This is a genomic window from Amycolatopsis sp. NPDC051716, assembly GCF_040681595.1.
Taxonomy (GTDB): domain Bacteria; phylum Actinomycetota; class Actinomycetes; order Mycobacteriales; family Pseudonocardiaceae; genus Amycolatopsis.
This window is the reverse complement of sequence record NZ_JBFAZA010000033.1, coordinates 1-16305: the sequence shown is the minus strand read 5'-3', so window position 1 is coordinate 16305 and position 16305 is coordinate 1. Positions and strand designations below refer to the sequence as shown.

15 protein-coding genes and 1 pseudogene are annotated in these 16305 nt (G+C 72.1%); 8 read left to right on the top strand and 8 right to left on the bottom strand.

The genetic code is table 11. The features are described 5' to 3' along the window. Positions 1-53 precede the first annotated feature (53 nt). Both AB0M30_RS35175 and AB0M30_RS35170 read left to right on the top strand, forming a co-directional pair. Positions 54-614, top strand: a complete 561-nt coding sequence (locus tag AB0M30_RS35175) for a hypothetical protein (RefSeq protein WP_364592999.1) — start codon at positions 54-56, stop codon at positions 612-614. A 22-nt stretch (positions 615-636) separates the two neighbouring features. After that, positions 637-1242, top strand: a complete 606-nt coding sequence (locus AB0M30_RS35170) for a GNAT family N-acetyltransferase (protein WP_364592996.1) — start codon at positions 637-639, stop codon at positions 1240-1242. A 371-nt stretch (positions 1243-1613) separates the two neighbouring features. Here the strand turns inward: AB0M30_RS35170 and AB0M30_RS35165 are convergent, their stop codons facing one another. The 3 genes from AB0M30_RS35165 to AB0M30_RS35155 are packed head-to-tail and all read right to left on the bottom strand — an operon-like array spanning position 1614 to position 6588. Then, on the bottom strand, positions 1614-4358 hold the full coding sequence (locus AB0M30_RS35165) for an alkaline phosphatase family protein (RefSeq protein WP_364592993.1): 2745 nt from the start codon (positions 4356-4358) through the stop codon (positions 1614-1616). Between the two features lie 5 nt (positions 4359-4363). Next, positions 4364-5695: an ABC transporter permease gene (locus AB0M30_RS35160; RefSeq protein ID WP_364592991.1), complete on the bottom strand. Its 1332-nt coding sequence runs from the start codon at positions 5693-5695 to the stop codon at positions 4364-4366. Next, positions 5692-6588, bottom strand: coding sequence for an ABC transporter ATP-binding protein (locus tag AB0M30_RS35155; RefSeq protein WP_364593267.1), 897 nt, complete (start codon positions 6586-6588; stop codon positions 5692-5694). The genes AB0M30_RS35160 and AB0M30_RS35155 overlap by 4 nt, the downstream gene beginning before the upstream one ends. 293 nt (positions 6589-6881) lie before the next feature. Here AB0M30_RS35155 and AB0M30_RS35150 point away from each other — a divergent pair, with 293 nt between their 5' ends. Beyond that, the gene (locus AB0M30_RS35150; RefSeq protein ID WP_103340007.1) at positions 6882-7094 is read left to right on the top strand and encodes a DUF5988 family protein; all 213 of its coding nucleotides are present in this window, start codon (positions 6882-6884) and stop codon (positions 7092-7094) included. A gap of 514 nt (positions 7095-7608) precedes the next feature. Then, positions 7609-7704 (top strand): annotated as a pseudogene (locus AB0M30_RS35145) (transposase); the annotation flags it as partial. Between the two features lie 126 nt (positions 7705-7830). Here the strand turns inward: AB0M30_RS35145 and AB0M30_RS35140 are convergent. From AB0M30_RS35140 to AB0M30_RS35130, 3 genes are all read right to left on the bottom strand, one after another. Continuing rightward, a complete protein-coding gene (locus tag AB0M30_RS35140) occupies positions 7831-8499 on the bottom strand; it encodes a response regulator transcription factor (RefSeq protein ID WP_364592988.1) in 669 nt (222 codons plus the stop codon). A gap of 115 nt (positions 8500-8614) precedes the next feature. After that, entirely contained in the window at positions 8615-9277 is a 663-nt protein-coding gene (locus tag AB0M30_RS35135) for a polysaccharide deacetylase family protein (RefSeq protein ID WP_103340008.1), read from the bottom strand. Between the two features lie 2 nt (positions 9278-9279). Next, positions 9280-9945 carry a glycoside hydrolase family 11 protein gene (locus AB0M30_RS35130; RefSeq protein ID WP_364592985.1) on the bottom strand — a complete coding sequence of 222 codons (666 nt, stop codon included), beginning with the start codon at positions 9943-9945 and terminating at the stop codon, positions 9280-9282. 202 nt (positions 9946-10147) lie between these two features. Between AB0M30_RS35130 and AB0M30_RS35125 the strand changes: the two genes are divergently transcribed. Then, a complete protein-coding gene (locus tag AB0M30_RS35125; protein ID WP_364592982.1) occupies positions 10148-10474 on the top strand; it encodes a hypothetical protein in 327 nt (108 codons plus the stop codon). Between the two features lie 41 nt (positions 10475-10515). Here AB0M30_RS35125 and AB0M30_RS35120 read toward each other — a convergent pair whose 3' ends face one another. Next, positions 10516-13056, bottom strand: coding sequence for an FtsX-like permease family protein (locus AB0M30_RS35120; protein WP_364592979.1), 2541 nt, complete (start codon positions 13054-13056; stop codon positions 10516-10518). Then, positions 13050-13790 carry an ABC transporter ATP-binding protein gene (locus tag AB0M30_RS35115; protein WP_103340012.1) on the bottom strand — a complete coding sequence of 247 codons (741 nt, stop codon included), beginning with the start codon at positions 13788-13790 and terminating at the stop codon, positions 13050-13052. Before AB0M30_RS35115 ends, AB0M30_RS35120 begins: the two co-directional genes overlap by 7 nt. Positions 13791-13923: 133 nt before the next feature. On the opposite strand from AB0M30_RS35115, the gene AB0M30_RS35110 reads away from it, so the two are divergent. From AB0M30_RS35110 to AB0M30_RS35100, 3 genes are all read left to right on the top strand, one after another. Further along, entirely contained in the window at positions 13924-15123 is a 1200-nt protein-coding gene (locus tag AB0M30_RS35110) for a sensor histidine kinase (protein ID WP_364592977.1), read from the top strand. Further along, positions 15111-15767, top strand: a complete 657-nt coding sequence (locus tag AB0M30_RS35105) for a response regulator transcription factor (protein WP_103340013.1) — start codon at positions 15111-15113, stop codon at positions 15765-15767. Before AB0M30_RS35110 ends, AB0M30_RS35105 begins: the two co-directional genes overlap by 13 nt. A 71-nt stretch (positions 15768-15838) precedes the next feature. Continuing rightward, entirely contained in the window at positions 15839-16030 is a 192-nt protein-coding gene (locus AB0M30_RS35100) for a hypothetical protein (protein ID WP_364592975.1), read from the top strand. Positions 16031-16305: the final 275 nt, after the last annotated feature.

The window sequence follows — 16305 nt, the reverse complement described above, 5'->3', positions numbered from 1 at the left end:
TCCCTGCGTGCTCAGAGGGGCGGAAGTGCTCCGAATCGAGGGAGGGACCGAACATGTCCGCAACGTTTTCCGGAGGCCGCAGCCGGCTTCTGCGCAAGCTGGGTGGCGTCACCGCGGTGGCCGCCGCGCTGATGGCCTTGACGTCCGGGGTGGCCCACGCCTCCCTGTCGCAGGTGCAGGACGGGTTCGAGGTCAACCCGCAGTCGTCGTGGCTGGTGGCGACCGGGGGTTCCGCGTCGGCCGGGTTCGACGTCGGGGCCGGGACCGCCCGGTCCGGCCGCAACAACGGCTGGCTGTTCGCCACCAACGGCTGGGCGTTCGAGGGCTTCTGGGTGCCCACGAACTCGGTGCCGGGCAACGCCCAGTGCGCGTCGCAGTTCTCCATGCAGACGGCGGGCGGGGCGCAGGTCGGCATCGAGATCTGGGACTCCTCCGGGCACCTGCTGTCCAGCACCTACCCGTGGCTCAACGGCAGCGGCGCGTACCAGGCGGTCAACACGGCCCGGTGGAACCTCAACGGCGTCAACCCGGTGTTCGTCAAGGCGATCATCGGGGCGAACGGCTCGTCCCGGTTCGTCCGGCTCGACGACATGACCACGCAGTGCTACTGGTGATCGGGCTGTACCATCACTGCCGATGAGCTGGGCGGGGTGGAAGGTGCGGTTGCGGGAGGTCCGCCCGGCGGATCACCGCGCCCTGATCGGGTTCGACCGTGCTTCGGACCGGCAGGTCGGCGGCTACCGCCACTGGGCGACGCACCGCGGCCCGGCGGGCGACGACTTCCACTTCGCGATCGAGACACTGCACAACCGGACGCTGGTCGGGTCGATCTGGATCCAGGCCGACCCGGCCTCCGGCCACTTCAGCTACGGCATCGGCATCGGCCCCCAGTACCGCCGCTGCGGCTACGCGGCCGACGCCGTCACGGTCCTGCTGGGGTACATGTTCGAGCTGCGGCGGTACCGCAAGTGCGAGGTCAGCATCAACGGGAGCAACTTCGCCTCGCTGGCGCTGCACGGCGAGCTGGGCTTCCGCGAGGAGGGCCGCCCCCGGGACACCGAGCTGCGCCGGGGCGAGGTCCGGTACCCGGTGCTGATGGGCCTCACGGCGGAGGGTTTCGCGGAGCACCAGCCGGCGTTCCTGGCCTCCCGCGGCCCGGTGCGGCCGTGGCGGGGACGGCATTGGCGGACACCCCGCCGGGGACGGCACTGGCGCGCCGAACACCTGCGACCGGCCCGCTGAGCGGTCGATCCGCGGCTTCGGTCGCGGTTCGGCCCGCCGCGGACCGGCACCGCCCGGCCGGGCCGGCGGGGCTCGCCGGACCGGACCTCCCGCGACCACGGCTCACCTCGCGAACGCCGCCACCGAGTCCGGACGGTCGCCCATCCGGGCCTCCACCCGCCGCAGCAAGCCCGCCGCGTCCCGGCAATACCGGACCCCCGCCGCCGTTGCCGCGCGGCCGGTGCGCGGGCGGCTGGGGCCGTCGACCGCGATGTCCGGTTGCGGCTGAACTCAGGAAGAAGACGCCCGCCGACGGGCTACGGGCAGTGAATGCTCACCGAAAGGCGGGAGGCCCGCGCGGGACCTCCCGCCTTCCGCATCAGCCGTCCGGGTCAGCCGTCCGATTCCGCGGACGGCAGGTACGCACCCGGCACCTGCTCCGGGGCGTACACCTGGTTCTCACCCGGGTAGGGCCGTTGCCACCCGTGCGTCTGGTACCACGTGAAGTGGTTCATCTGCGCGGGATTGGCGTAGTCGGCGACCGCGTCCGGGCCGGTCAGGCGCTGGTGCGCCGTCCATTCCTGCCACTGCGCCGCCACCTGCCGCTTGTCCGACGGCACCGCTGACGACGGCACCGGTGCGGCCGCCGGGTTCGGTGGCGCCGGGGTGTCCGCGCCGCAGGACGGCTGGGTCGCCAGGCCCCCGGTCAACGACGTCCGGTTCGGGAGCGCCGTGAACGGCGTGTAGTCCGGCTTCGGCGTGAACGCCGCGCTCATCGGCGTCGCCGCGCTGTCCTTCTGGTTCATCGGCTTGACGCCGAGGATCTGCTCGATCGTGCGGATCATCGTGATCTGCGAGTAGTAGTGGCTGTCGACGACGCCGTGCCGGGCGTACGGGCTGATGATCTGCACCGGCGCCCGGTGGCCGTCGATGTGGTCCAGACCGGCCTGCGAGTCGTCCTCGACCACGAAGATCGCCGAGTCCTTCCAGTACGGGCTGTGCGAGATCTCGTCGACGATCTTGCCGACCGCGAGGTCGTTGTCGGCGACCTGGGCGGCCGCGTTCGGCGGGCCGCCGGTGTGGTCGCTGGACAGCCAGAACATGTTCAGGTTCGCCGGGCCGTGCTTCTCGAAGTCGTCCTTCCAGATCTGGTAGCGGTAGACGTCCGGCACCGCCGTGTCGAACTTCGGGAAGCCCGGCACCGACACGTCGTTCAGCGACGGGATCGGCGACGACGACACCAGCGGGTAGGCCGTCGGCTCCCCCGTGGACGCCATGTTCTTCGCGTCGCAGTACAGGTTCTGCCAGCTCGCCCCGGCGGGCTTGGTCAGGAACTGCTGGAACTCGCCGAAGTCCCGCACCGACTTCCCGGCCGCCTGCGCGCCGGTCCAGAGGAAGCCCGACGTCTGGTGGCCGAGCGCGTCGTCCTCGGTGTCGTAGCTGCGCAGGTACTCCCCCGCCGACGATTCGGTGTACTCGGGGTTGTCGGCCTGCATGAGCCAGTTGTGGCCCTCGGCGGAGTTCGTGCCGATGTCGTAGGTGTTGTCGTACAACCCGAACTGCCGCTCGAGCGCGTGCTGGTTCGGCGTGACGTTCTCGCCGAACTGCGTCACCGACGGGTCGCCGTTGCCGCGGGGGTCGTCGCCGAACACCTGGTCGTAGGTGCGGTTTTCCTTGACCAGCAGGAAGACGTGCTTGATCGTCGACGGGTCGCCGAGCCGGTCGGGCACCGGCACCGGACGGCGGTGGCCGTGGTCCTGCGCCACCTGGACCGAGTTGTCCGTCCAGCCGTTCTGCTTGAAGACCTGACCGGTGTAACCGCGGATCGCGTGGTCGTCCGGCAGCCGGAACTTCTGCACGCTCGACGTCGTGTCGTGCGTCCCGTGGCCGGCCGCGGTCGTGGGACGGCGGGCGTCGATGCCGCGGGTGTTGGAGACCACGACGTCCGTGCCGACCGTGGTGATCGCCGTCGGGAAGTAGTCCGTGGGCAGCAGCCCGACGTAGCTCACCGGCGCCTGCGCCCACCAGTAGCGGTAGACGGCGACCGCGTTGGCGCGGCCGAGCGTCACCAGCAGGTGGCCGTCGTCGGTCAGCGTCACGCCGTCCGGCTCGTACCCGACCGAGGCCTGCGGCCACGGCTGGGTCGCGATGGTCTGGACGACCTTGTCGCGGGCGGTGTCGATGACGGAGACGCTGTTGCTCGCGGTGTTCGTGACGAACAGCGCGCCGTTCTTGAAGTAGACCGCGGTCGGGTGGAGGCCGACATCGATGCTCTTCGGCGCGGCGGCCGCGTTCGCGAGGTCGATGACGCTGACCGTGCCGCTGGTGGTGGCCCCGGTGAACCGGCTCGCCGGCACCTGGGTGTCGTAGGAGTTCAGCGTCGGCTCACCGGGCTTCGCCGCGCGGCCGCCTTCGTTGCTGACGTACAGCTTGGTGCCGACGCGGACCAGGTCGCGCGGGGCGTTGCCGGTGGCCCAGCTCTGCTTGATCGCGCCGGTCGCCGCGTCGAGGGCGACGACGCGGTTCTGGCCGTTGACCGCGGAGTACACGGTCGCGCCGTCGGGCGAGAAGACGGCTTGGGCCACCAGCGCGTGCTTGGTGCCGTCCGCCGGGATCTTCACCGGCGCCGGCGCGGCGACCGTGCCGTCCGGGTTCACCGTGAACTTGGTGTAGCCGTCGGTCTGCGCGAGCCACAGGCTCTTGCCGTCCGGGGAGTACGACGGGCCTTCCTGGCCGACGTCGTTGCCGGCGATGCGCAGGTTCGCCGTGGCGGAGTTGCCGACGAGCTGCTGCACCTTCCAGCTCTTCAGGTCGACGATGGTCAGCGCGATCCCGCCGTCGGCGGTCAGCGCGGCGAGGTGGGCGCCGTCGGGGCTGACCGCGGACGCCATGATCTTGCCGTTGTTCACGACCAGCCGATCGCCGATCGGCTTGAGGTACTGGTCGGCCGAGACGACCTGGCCGTTCTCGGTGACCTGGCCGACCTGGTCCTGGCCGAACTGCTCGGTCGACGCGACGCCGACACCGGTGCCGATGGCGATGAGCACGAGCGTGGCGGAGCCGGCGGTCGCGTAACGCAGCCGATGGCCGCCCAGCCGGCTTTTCCCGGCCCGCCTTCTGCGGCGTGTTACCTGCATGGAGCTCATCCCTTCGTGGTGGCGAGCAGTTCGACGTTCGCGTCGAACTGCCAGAGCGGGTTGGGCTGGTCTCCCCCGGGGGTCCGCACCTGGAAGTAGCCGTTGACTTCCTTCGGCCCGTCGCCGTCGGCGACGTACCGCCCGTCCGCGGTGACGTCCAGCTGGTAGATCGCCGACCCGGTGGCCGTGACGCCGGGCAGGTGCCAGGAGACGACGCACCGCCAGTCGTTGCCGGGCCCTTCGGCCTCGACCAGGCCGTCGCCCTTGGTGCACGCGGCCGTCGCCGCCAGCTCCGCTTCGGTGACGTCGGGGCGGTGCAGCTGACCGGCCTGCAGGCGGTAGAGGTGCGCGAACGCGGTGGCGACCGACCGCTGCACCTTGTCCTGGGTGATCCCGGAGCCCAGCGCGGGTGTCGCCACGGCGACGATCGCGGCGGTGGCGCCGAAGAGCACGACCAGTGGCACCGCGGCGAGCGCCCGGCCTCCGGAGCCGTCGTGGGCGGCGTTGGTGAAGTCGCGGCGCAGGAACAGCAGGTACGCCAGCGTCGTCGCGGCCACGGCCCACCCGAGGCTGACGCCGGCCGCGACGAGCAGCGGCCCGAGCTGCGCCGGGGCGGTGAAGAGGCCGTTCCACGCGATGAAGGCGTAGCTGGGCAGAGCGAGCCGCACGGCGACGGGCAGCGGCAGCAGCTGGGCGAGCGCCATGGCGAGGGCGGCGACGGCGGGCAGGAGCAGACCCATCGGCGACCGTCCCCAAAGGACGGACCCGAGCAGCCCGAGCCCGGCGAGGGCCAGGGTGGGGGCGAGCACACTCACCCAGGCGAGGAGCACGCCGGTGGCCGCGTCGCCGGGAGCGAGCAGGTGCCCGTCGAAGCCGACGAGGGCCCGGTTCCCGGCGGTGAGCAGGCCGCCGGCGGTGCTGGAGACGGCCATCCCGGCGACGAGCACCAGCAGGACGGTGAGGCTGGCAAGCGCTTTCGCGGCGAAGAGCCGGCTCGCGGACCGGACGGCGACGAGCAGGTGCCGCCAGGTACCCAGCCGGTCTTCGGCGGCGAACACGTCCCCGGCGACGACGGAGGTGAGGAGGGGAAGCGCGTAGGTGCCGGCGAAGCCGAGCATGACGAGCGGGCCGGCCCACCCGGTGGCGTTCATCCAGCGGCCGAAGAGCGTGTCGACGGGCAGCGAGCTCTGTTCGCTCACGGCGGCGACGAAGACCGCGGGGGCGAGCCAGCAGGCCAGGACGAGCAGGCGGATGCGCCAGGTGGCGAAGAGCTTGACGAGCTCGAAGCGGTAGGCGCGCGAGAGGGGAACGGGACGCGCGGCGACGGTCGTGGTCATCGGATGGCCTCCTGCCCGGTCAGTGCGAGGAACGCCGCTTCCAGGGGCGGCACCACGGGTGCGAGCTCGCGCACCGCGACCCCGTCCCGCCCCAGCCGCAGCACCAATTCGTCCAGCGCGGACACGAGCGCCCGCACGACCACCGCGTCGGCCTCCCGCGGCGCCTCGACGAGCCGGATCCCCCGCGTCTGTTCGATCGCCCGGCGGGTGGCGGCCGGGTCGGCGGTCCGCAGCCGGTAGGCCAGCTCGCCGCTCTCCGCGGACAGCTTGGCCGGCGGCCCGGTGAAGACGACCCGGCCGGTCGCCAGGATCGTCACCTCCGCGCACAGCGATTCGAGGTCGTCCATCCGGTGGCTGGACAGCACCACCGCCGTGCCGGCCGCCGCCAGCCGGGTCAGGACCCCGTGGACGTGCTGCTTGCCCGCCGGGTCCAGGCCGTTGGCCGGCTCGTCGAGCACGAGGAGCCGGGGCGAGGTGAGCAGGGCCGCCGCCAGGCCGAGCCGCTGGCGCATGCCGAGGGAAAAGCCGCGCACCCGGTCGTCGGCGACGTCGGCGAGCCCGACCTCCTCGAGGACGTCGCCGACGAGGTACCCGCCGAGCTTGGCCAACGCCGCGAGGTTCTGCCGCGCGGTGAGCGAGGGGTAGAGGCCCGGCCCGTCCACGAACCCCGCGACCCCGGCGGGTGCGGCGAGCGCCCGGCCCACCGGTGTCCCGAGGATCTCCAGCCGCCCTTCGTCGGCGACGGCCAGGCTCAGCAGCAGGCCGAGCAGGGTCGTCTTGCCGGCGCCGTTCGGGCCGGCCAGGCCGTGGATCCGCCCGGGCACCACGTCGAAGTCGATGCCGTCGAGCGCGACGACGTCGCCGAAGCACTTCGTGATCCCGCGGGCTCGCACGGCCAAGGGTTCGTCCACGCGGAGAAACTTAGGCACCGCAAATGACGGGTGCGGGCAGCCGAAGTGAACGCTCCGGGAACGGCACCCGGCCGGCCGTCACCGGTCCGGTGAAATGTCCGAGTTAACCAGCGCCTTGCCTTGGCCGGTAATACCACCCCGCCGAAATCGCTGTCAACTCTCTTCAAAAGAATTCCGAGGAGAAGCCGGATAGCTTGGCACGGCATTCGGCCGTCAGGCATCGTCGAGAGACGAAGACCACATTCACCGCGCCGACCGACTCACGGAGAAGACTCATGACGAAGATCAAGGTGACGCTTTCCGGTGGTCCCGCCGAGCTGATCGACCGGCACCGCGAATGGACGGTCGGCAGCATCGGCGAAGTCGCGAAGGTCAGCTTCGGCGGCGGCTACGAGCACTTCTCCCACGACGGCGAGTTCACCACGACCAGCGGCGGCGACCAGGTCCCGGTGTTCGCCTGGTGCGGCCGCACCCGCGTCGCCGAGTAATCCACCCGGATCTCCACCGCCGGGTGGTCCCGCTCCACCCGGCGGCCGCACTAGCTTCCTTTCCGTCGGAATCACCCGGAAAGGAAGACCATGAACGAAGTGCTCGGTTTTCTGTTTCTCCGCTTCGCCGTCATCGGCGGCGGAATACTGCTGCTCGTCCTGCTGCTGGGCGTGGTGGCGATCATTCTCAAGAAACTGGGCCGCTGAGCTGTGGGCGCCGGCGGAGCCGTTGATCCCGGTGTTCGAGCCGCTGGCCGGGCTGTGGCGACTGCCGCATCGCGCGCTCGTGGATGAACTCGGTCGCCAGGCCGTGTTTCGTACGGCGTGGGTGTTGGCAGCGACCAAGCAGAACTTCACACCGGAGACCTCGTGCCGAGCGTAGCGGGCAGTGAGGCGGCATGACCTGACCGACGTGCAGTGGGCGGCGCTTGAGCCGTTGCTGCCGGCGGGACCGGGTCGTGATCGGCCGCGTAGATGGCCGATGAGAGTGATCGTCGACGGGATCCGGTGACGGGTGCGGACCGGGTCGCCGTGGCGTGATGTGCCGGCGGTGTATCCGCCGTGGCAGACGCCGTACCGGTGGTTCCGTCGGTGGCAGCGTGACGGAGTCGGGGCGCAGATCCTGGCCGTGCTGCAGGCCCGGGCGGACGCAGCCGGGCTGATCGACTGGACGGAGCGTGAACTCGAAGCTAAAACAGCTACCAGAAACTCCGCAACTCACCACAGGAGAAAAGCGCTAAGCCGGGAAGCCGCGGCCGAGGCCGTGCTGCACGGCGTACCGCAGTGCTTCGATCCGGTTGCGCACGCCGATCTTCGCGAACGCGTTGTTGATGTGCGTCTTCACCGTCGCTTCGGCGATGACCAGCTCGGCCGCGATCTCGCCGTTGCTCAGCCCGGCGGCGATCAGGCCGAGCACTTCGGCCTCGCGCGCGGTCAACCCGTCCGGCAGCCGGTCCTTTCCGGCGCTCCGGCCGGACAGCGCGGAAGCCACCCGGCCCGACACGCCGGCGCCGAAGGTCAGCTGCCCGGAGACCACGGCCCGCAGCGCGGCCCCGATCTCGCCGCGGCCCGCGTCCTTCGTCAGGTACCCGCGGGCCCCGGCCGCGAGCGCGCCGGCGATCGATCCGTCGTCCGCGTAGGTCGTCAGCACGAGCACGGCGACATCCGGGTGGTCGCGGGCGATCCGCTCGGTCGCTTGGACCCCGGTCATGACGGGCATGGTGAGGTCCATCAGCACCACGTCGATCCGGCCGAGGCGCCGCAGCAACGCGAGCGCTTCGGCGCCGTCGGCCGCCGAACCGGCCACCTCGACGTCGTCGAGCAGGCCCATGAGCGCGACCAGGCCTTCGCGCACGGCCTGCTGGTCGTCCACCACGACGACCCTGATCACCCGCGGCTGCCCCATGATCCCCCTCCTGCCACCGGGGCAGGCTACCACCGTCGCGGGCACCGCAGGGTCCACTGTGGAGGATCGGAGGGTGGCGCGGCGGGGTGCAGCCACCGCGCCACCTCCAGCACCGTCAGCCCGGGGCGACCGCCCGCCCCGTCTGCGGTGAGATCATCCCCGCGCAGAGCCCGCGGCCGGCGAGCGTCTGGGCGATGCGCGGGATGGCGGACAGGGTGTTGGCCGGCCATTCGTGCATCAGGATGACCTGGCCGTTCGTGAGCCGGGCGTTGGCCTGGACGATCGCGTCCACGCTCGCGTTGTTCCAGTCTCCCGAGTCGACGTCCCAGATGATCTGGCGGAGGCCGTACCTGGCCTCGACCGACTGGACCGTCGCGTTGGTTTCCCCGTAGGGCGGCCGGAACAGCCGGGGCGTGCCGCCGCCCGCCGCCGCGATCGCCTGCTGGGTCCGGGAAATCTCGGAATCCACCTGGGCCTGGCTCTGCTGGGTGAGGTGCGGGTGCGTGTAACTGTGGTTGCCCACCCACATCCCCGCGCTCACCTCCGCGCGGACCTGGGCCGGGTACGCGGCCGCGTACTGGCCCTCGTTGAACATCGTGGCCCGCAACCCGTTCTGCCGCAACGCGTTCAGGATGGCGGGCGTGTGGGCGTTCGACGGGCCGTCGTCGAAGGTCAGGCCCACGTAACCGTTGCACGCCGCGGCGTGCGCCGGGGTGACGGCGATGGTGCTCGCCACGGCGATGGCCGCCGTGGCCAGCAAAGTGCTCCACGCGCGCATGATCAGCCCACCGTGATGTTCGAGTTGCCGCTGCTCTGGTAGCCCTCGGTCGCCAAGATCATGTAGTAGTTGAAGCTGCCGAGCCGCATGCCGGCGCGGGACCACGCGTCGAAGTGGTTGCCGGTGGTGATGGTGCCGCCGGTCCGCCGCTGCTGGCGCACGCTCCAGTACTGGTTGAACGTCTTGGTGCCCTCGACGGACGGCGCGTTGTAGCGGGTCGTCTGGTAGATGTCGTACGTGCCGCCGTCGCTGGTCACGCTGCCCTTGTACGTCCCGGTCGGCCGCCAGCTGCCCCAGTTGTCGACGATGTAGTACTCGACGAGCGGGTTGGACGTCCAGCCGTAGAGCGCCAGGTAGCTGTTGCCGGAGGGGTTGAAGCTGCCGGAGTAGTTCACGTTCCGGCGGCTGCCGTTGCTCCAGCCCTTGCCGGCGACGAAGTTGTTGACGTTGCTCCAGTTGGTCCGGTAGTTCCCGCCGGACCCGAGCGTCATGGAGACCGAGCCGCCACCGGCGGTCCAGAACGAGTAATAATACCCGTTGTTGTTGCCGGTCTGGTTGGTCGTGATGACCGTGTCGGCCCAGGCGGTTCCGGGCAGGAATGCGGCGATCAGCGCAAGGACGGCGCCGCCGGCGAACACCCTGCTGCGGCCGCGTTTCTTGGTGAGCATGCTTCCTCCTCGTCGAGGCTGGCAGGCGAGCCAGGATGGCAAAAGCATGCGAGTGGTGCCGCTGGTCGGGCAATAACTTTCGGAAACTTTCGATGTTCCCGCGGCGCGGGACTTCCGTCAACCCCCCGGGAATTGAGCCGGATTTGCTTCTCCGGAAAGCGCTAGCGTGGACGCCGCACTGTTTCCACAACGGGGGGTTCACATGAAACGCATTGCGGCGGCGCTCGCGCTGGGGATGGCCGTGACGGCCCTGCCCCTGGCGGCGGGCACCGCGTCCGCGTCGACGTCGGTCACCTGCGGCAACTACTGGACGCCGGGCTCGTCCGGCCCGTCCGCGCGCGATTACCACTGGGGCAATTGTGGTTCCGCCGCCACGAAGATCGAGGTGTGGGCGCTGACCTACGGTGGCGGCATCCGCACCAAGTGGGGCGAGAAGTGCGTGCCCGCGGGCACCGCGGTGCTGCTCGGCCGGACGACCCAGTACCTGGTGACCTCGTTCGAGGGCGTGGACACCCACACCGCCTGCTGACGCCCGTGCGGGGTGAGCCGGCCCGGCCCACCCCGCACCCGCTACTCGCGCAGGCCGATCGCGTCGATCGGCCGGGCCCGCAGCGCCACCGACGTCGCCACCCCGATCGCCACCATCCCGAGCAGGACCGCACCGGCGATGATTCCGAAGTAGACGGCCGGCGGCCCGGCGGGCACCGGGTTGCCCCGCAGCCCGAAGTTGAGCAACGCCAGCGGAAGCAAGGCCACCAGCGTCCCCATGACGACGGCGATCCCGACCGTGGCCAGTGCTTCGAGCCGCATCATGCGGGTCACCTGACGGCGGGCCGTGCCCACCAGCCGCAGCAGCGCGAACTCGCGGCCGCGCTGCGCGGTCGTCAGCACCAGCGTGTTGGCCACCGAAATCGCCAGGTACCCGACGATCACGCCGGCCGCCACCAGGTTCAGGTAGAACTGCGCCTGCCGTTCCCCGCCGTCCGGGGCGGCGATGACCGCGGCCGGGGCCAGCACCAAACCCGGGTACGGCAACGCACTCAGTGCCGAGGTCACCGCGCCCGCGTCGGCGCCGGGCTGCTGCCGGATCAGCACCGAATCGTCCAGGCGGCCACCGATGTGCTCGCGGGCCAGCGCGACCGGCAGGACGAAGTCACCGAAGGCCAGGTCGTGCGTGTAGGTGGCGACCAGCCGCAGCTTCGCCGGGACACCGTCGCCGAAGTAGAACTCGACTTCGTCGCCCAGCTTCTTGCCCAGCCAGTCCGCTTCGGAACCGCTGAGCGCGACGGTGTCCCCGGTCAGGTCGGCGAGCCGCCCGGCGTCGACGCCCAGGTCGAGGGTGGCCCCGGCCTGGTCGGCCGCCAGGCCCTGCGCCGGTGTCCGCTGGACCTCCACGCTGTCGCCGACCGTCGTCGCGGTGATCACGGACGTGCGGACCACCGGCGTCGCCGCCGCGACCCCCGGCACCCGGCCGGCCGCCGCGGCCACCTCCGGCGAGACCCCGCCCGGTGCGGTGAGCACGTAGTCGGCGGTCGTCGACCGCGCCGATTCCTGCTGGGCCGCGGTCGTGGTGGCCATCGGGCCGTAGAACGTCACCAGCGCGAACGCGACCGCCAGCATCAGCGGGGTCACCGCCGCCGCGACGCGCCGGGCGTTGGCGTGGGCGTTCGCGCCCGCCAGGTAGCCGCTGATCCGCCAGAGCCGCGTCAGCACCGGGACCAGGAAGCGCATCACCAGCCGGGTCACCTGCGGGCCGACCACGGCGAGCCCGATGACGATCACCAGCGTCGCCATCGACGAGGTCGCAGCGGCGATGTCGCCGCGCAGGAAGAGCGGGGTGAGCGCGCCGCCGACGCCGGCCAGCACCAGGCCCCAGCCGGTGAGCAGGCGGCCGCGGCCGAGCTCACGGCGTTCCACCGCGGCCTCGCCCAGCGCCTCGACGGGCCGGATCGACGACGGCCGCCGCGACGCCGCCCAAGCGGCCAGCCGGGCCGCGCCCAGGCCGAGCAGGACCGCGGCCAGCGGCGGGAGCGGGCTGATCGCCAGCCCGAAGTCGGCCGGGATCACGCCGATCGCGGCGAACGCGTCCCGCAGCCCCCCGGCGACCGCCAGGCCCAGCACGCCGCCCAGCACGCCGGCGACGAGCGCGATCAGCGTCGTCTCGATGCCGATCAGCTTGCGGATCTGCCGCGGGGTCGCCGCGACCGCGCGCAGCAGGGCGAACTCCCGGCGGCGCTGGTTGATGGTGAGGGCCAGCGTGCTCGCCACCACGAACACCGCGACGAGCAGCGCGAAGCCGCCGAACGAGCCGGCGATGGCCAGCAGCAGCGTCCGCGTCTGGCTGACGTCGAGGAACTCGATGCTGCTGCGCTCGACACCGGTGGCCACCTCGGCACCGCCGGTGACGGCCCGCACCCGCTCGGCGAGGGTCTCCGGTGCGACGCCGGGGTCGGCGAGGACGCCGATCGCGTGCACCTGGCCCGGCCGTCCGGCCAGCTCCGCGGCCCGCTCGGGGGTGAAGTACACCGCCGACTGGCGCGAGCTGCCGTCGACGACGCCGCTCACCTTGACCGCTTCCGTCCCGGACCGGGTCGTGATCCGCACCTGGCCGCCGATGCCGACGTCGGCCCGGCGCGCCAGGTCGGCGTCCAGCACGACCTCGCCGGCGGTCCTGGGCGCGTCGCCGCCGCGGAGGGTGAACGGCGCCAGCACGGCCGCGTCCCAGTTGTGCCCCAGCGACTCCCGGCCGGCGAGCACCTGCCCGTCGCGGGCCACGACCTGCGCCGGGAAGCTCTGCTCCGCCACCGCGGCGCGCACCCCGGGCACCGCGGCGATCCGCCCGGCCAGTGCGGCCGGGACCGACGGCTGCTCGCCGACCTGCTCGGTGGAGAGGGCGTCGGCGCCGGGCGGGCGCACGGTCTGCGCCCCGCCGACGACGACGGCCGCGGCGGCGTACCGCTGGGTGGGGACGCCGGCGCGCAGGCCGGATTCCATGAGGACGCCGCAGGCGGCCACCAGGGCGGTGCCGCACAGGATCGCGATGAAGGCGCCGGCGAAGCCGCCGAGCCGGCTCCGGATGGTCTGCCAGGCGAGGGTCAGCACGTTCACCACTCCCCGAGGTGCGTCATCCGCTCCGCCACCCGCTCGGGGGTGGGGTGCGAGAGGTGGCCGGCCAGCTTGCCGTCAGCCAGGAAGAGCACGCCGTGCGCGGCGGACGCCGCGACCGGGTCGTGGGTCACCATCAGCACGGTCTGCCCCATCTGCTCGACGATCGCGCGGAGCAGGTCCAGCACCTGCCGCCCGGTGCGGGTGTCGAGGGCGCCGGTCGGCTCGTCGGCCAGCACCACCTCGGGCCGGGTGACGAGCGCCCGCGCGATCGCGACGCGCTGCTGCTGGCCGCCGGACAGCTCCGCCGGGCGGTGCTCCAGCCGGTTCGCGATCCCGACGCCGTCGACGATCTCCCGCAGCCACTGCGGGTCCGGCTTCCGCCCGGCGAGCCGCAGCGGCAGCGTGATGTTCTGCAGCACGTTCAGCGACGACAGCAGGTTGTAGGCCTGGAAGACGAACCCGATCCGGGTGCGCCGCAGCTCCGTCAGCTCGCGTTCCTTGAGCCTGCCGATCTCGGTGCCGCCGAGCAGCACCTGCCCGGACGTCGGCCGGTCGAGGCCGGCCGCGCAGTGCAGGAAGGTGCTCTTGCCCGAGCCGGACGGGCCCATCACGGCGGTGAACGTCCCCCGCGCCACCCCCGCCGACACCCCGTCCAGCGCGGTGACCGCGCCGTCGCCGGAGCCGTACACCTTCCGCACCCCGGTCAGCTCCAGCGCGTACGCGCTCGATGTGGTCATCTCTGTCCCCTTAAGACTGTTCCTTGCGTCCTACGGAAAACTAGGTCGCGCGCAGCGGGACTTCGATCCCGTGGAGGGGTGGATCGGGGGTAGCGCCAGCACCACCACGGCGGTGGGGTGGGACACTGTCGGGGTGACGACCCGCCTGCGCGAGTGCTGGTCGGCGGTTCGCTACCTGGTGGTCGGCGCCGGCACCTCGCTGCTTTCGCTGTTCGCCCTCGCCGGGCTGTTCGCGGTCCTGCTGCTGTGCCCGTTCGGCGTCGGGATCCCGTCGCTGGCCCCGGCGATCCGGCTGGCGCGGTGGCCGGTGGGGTTCGACCGCCGCCGGGCCGCGCGCGCACTCGGCGAGCCGATCCCGGAGCCCTACCGCGACGGCTCCCCCGTCAAGGACCCGGCCACCCGCCGCGACCTCGCGTGGCTCGCCATCCACGCCGCGACCGGCCTGATCATCGGCGCGCTGGCGTTCGGCCTGCCGCTCGGCGCGGTCCAGCAGGTGATCACGGTCCTCGTCTGGCCGCTGGTGCCCGGCGGGATCGAAGGCTCACTCGGGATCGTGGTCGACTCCTGGCCGCGTGCGGGGCTGGATCTGCTGGTGGCCGCCGCGATGGTCGCGGCCACCCTGCAGCTGCCGCGGGTCGCCCGGTGGCAGGCCCGCACCGCGCGGAAGCTGCTGGCGCCCGCACCCGGCGTCGTGCTGGCGGACCGGGTCGCCGAGCTGACCGCGACCCGGGCGGCGGCGCTGGAGGCGCACGGGGCCGAACTGCGGCGCATCGAACGTGACCTGCACGACGGCACGCAGGCGCGGATCGCGGCGGTCGTGCTGCAGCTGGGCATCGCCGGCCAGCTGTACGACCGCGACCCCGCCACCGCGCGCGACCTGCTGGTCAAGGCCCAGGACACCGCGACCGACGCGCTGGCCGAGCTGCGCACGGTCGTCCGCAGCATCTACCCGCCGCTGCTGAGCGAACGCGGCCTGCCCGGCGCGGTGCGCGCGCTCGCCGAGCGCAGCCCGGTGCCGGTCGGCGTCACCGTCGAGTACGAGACGGGCCGCCCGGCCGCGGTCGAAGCCGCCGCGTACTTCGTCGTCGCCGAAGTGCTGGCCAACGTGACCAAGCACGCCAACGCGTCCCAAGTGGACCTCACCCTCGGCGGCACGGCGTCCTTGCTGTGCCTGGAAATCCGCGACGACGGCCGCGGCGGCGCCGACGAGTCCCGTGGCAGCGGGCTGGCCGGCATCCGCCGCCGCGCCGAAGCCTTCGACGGAACCCTCACCCTGACCAGCCCACCCGGTGGGCCGACCGTGCTGCGAGTGGAGCTGCCATGCGGGTCGTGATCGCCGAGGACGACGCTTTGCTGCGCGAAGGCCTCTCCCTGCTGCTGAAAACGGCCGGCATCGAGGTGGCCGCCGCGGTGGACAACGCCGAGGACTTCCTGGCCTTCATCGAGGGCGAGCGGCCCGACGCGGTCGTGATGGACGTCCGCATGCCGCCGACCCACCGCGACGAAGGCCTGCGCGCCGCCGTCCGCGCCCGCGAGATCCACCCGGCGCTGCCGGTGCTGGTGCTGTCGGCCCACGTGGAGACGAGCTACGCGGTCGAGCTGCTCGCCGACGGCGTCGGCGGCGTCGGCTACCTGCTCAAGGAGCGCGTCGGCAAGGTCGAGCGGTTCCTCGACGCGCTCCAGCGGGTCGCGAAGGGCGGCACGGCGATGGACCCCGAGGTGATCGGCCAGCTGATGGCCCGCCGCCGCGCGGCCGACCCGCTGGAGGCGTTGACCGCCCGGGAGCGGGAAGTGCTGGGACTGATGGCCGAGGGCTACAACAACAGCACGATCGCCGAGCTCCTGGTCGTCAGCGACGGCGCGGTGCTCAAGCACATCCGGAACATCTTCGCGAAGCTCGGCTTGCCGTCCGACGAAGGCGCGGGGCACCGCCGGGTCCTGGCGGTGCTGGCCTACCTGGGTCGGGACGCGGGGTAGCGCAGGCACCACCCCGCATCCGGGTGCGGACGGCATTCTCGCCGTCGTCGCGGATCCCTACCGTTGCCGGCATGAACAACGACAACGTTTCCACGCGTCCTTCGAGCCCGGTTCTCCTGTGGCTGGTGCTGGTGGTCAGCGCCGCGGTCAACGCGGCAGGTCCCTTGGTGGGCTTCGGGTTGCCGGTGCGGATGGTCGCCGGCGGCATCGCGATCGCGGCGATCGCGCTGCTGGTCGTCCACTACGTCCGGCGGCGCCGGTGACGCGGCTTGCCCCGCAGCGGAACCGCCAGTAGCAGTGCCGCCGCGGCCAGTCCCGCGGCGACCCAGAACGGGCTCACCACGGCCGGCACCGCACCCCACCGTGCTGCCGACCGCGAACGACAACGCCCCCTGGGTGAACGTGAGGTCGGCCGGGTGCTGCGCGGTCAGGGCCAGGGTGGCCTAGAGCCTGTTTCAATGTCGTAGCCACTCGTTGATCGCCGCGATGTGCACGGTTGCCTCGTAACGAACCGCGAGTTTGTCGAACCGTGTGGCGA

What these genes read in the sequence shown, in the direction of transcription:
- AB0M30_RS35135 (WP_103340008.1), bottom strand. Translation starts at nt 9,277, where the DNA reads ATGCGCGCGTGGAGCACTTTGCTGGCCACGGCGGCCATCGCCGTGGCG.
- AB0M30_RS35170 (WP_364592996.1), top strand. Translation starts at nt 637, where the DNA reads ATGAGCTGGGCGGGGTGGAAGGTGCGGTTGCGGGAGGTCCGCCCGGCG.
- AB0M30_RS35115 (WP_103340012.1), bottom strand. Translation starts at nt 13,790, where the DNA reads ATGACCACATCGAGCGCGTACGCGCTGGAGCTGACCGGGGTGCGGAAG.
- AB0M30_RS35130 (WP_364592985.1), bottom strand. Translation starts at nt 9,945, where the DNA reads ATGCTCACCAAGAAACGCGGCCGCAGCAGGGTGTTCGCCGGCGGCGCC.
- AB0M30_RS35160 (WP_364592991.1), bottom strand. Translation starts at nt 5,695, where the DNA reads ATGACCACGACCGTCGCCGCGCGTCCCGTTCCCCTCTCGCGCGCCTAC.
- AB0M30_RS35175 (WP_364592999.1), top strand. Translation starts at nt 54, where the DNA reads ATGTCCGCAACGTTTTCCGGAGGCCGCAGCCGGCTTCTGCGCAAGCTG.
- AB0M30_RS35140 (WP_364592988.1), bottom strand. Translation starts at nt 8,499, where the DNA reads ATGGGGCAGCCGCGGGTGATCAGGGTCGTCGTGGTGGACGACCAGCAG.
- AB0M30_RS35150 (WP_103340007.1), top strand. Translation starts at nt 6,882, where the DNA reads ATGACGAAGATCAAGGTGACGCTTTCCGGTGGTCCCGCCGAGCTGATC.
- AB0M30_RS35165 (WP_364592993.1), bottom strand. Translation starts at nt 4,358, where the DNA reads ATGCAGGTAACACGCCGCAGAAGGCGGGCCGGGAAAAGCCGGCTGGGC.
- AB0M30_RS35105 (WP_103340013.1), top strand. Translation starts at nt 15,111, where the DNA reads ATGCGGGTCGTGATCGCCGAGGACGACGCTTTGCTGCGCGAAGGCCTC.
- AB0M30_RS35125 (WP_364592982.1), top strand. Translation starts at nt 10,148, where the DNA reads ATGAAACGCATTGCGGCGGCGCTCGCGCTGGGGATGGCCGTGACGGCC.
- AB0M30_RS35100 (WP_364592975.1), top strand. Translation starts at nt 15,839, where the DNA reads ATGAACAACGACAACGTTTCCACGCGTCCTTCGAGCCCGGTTCTCCTG.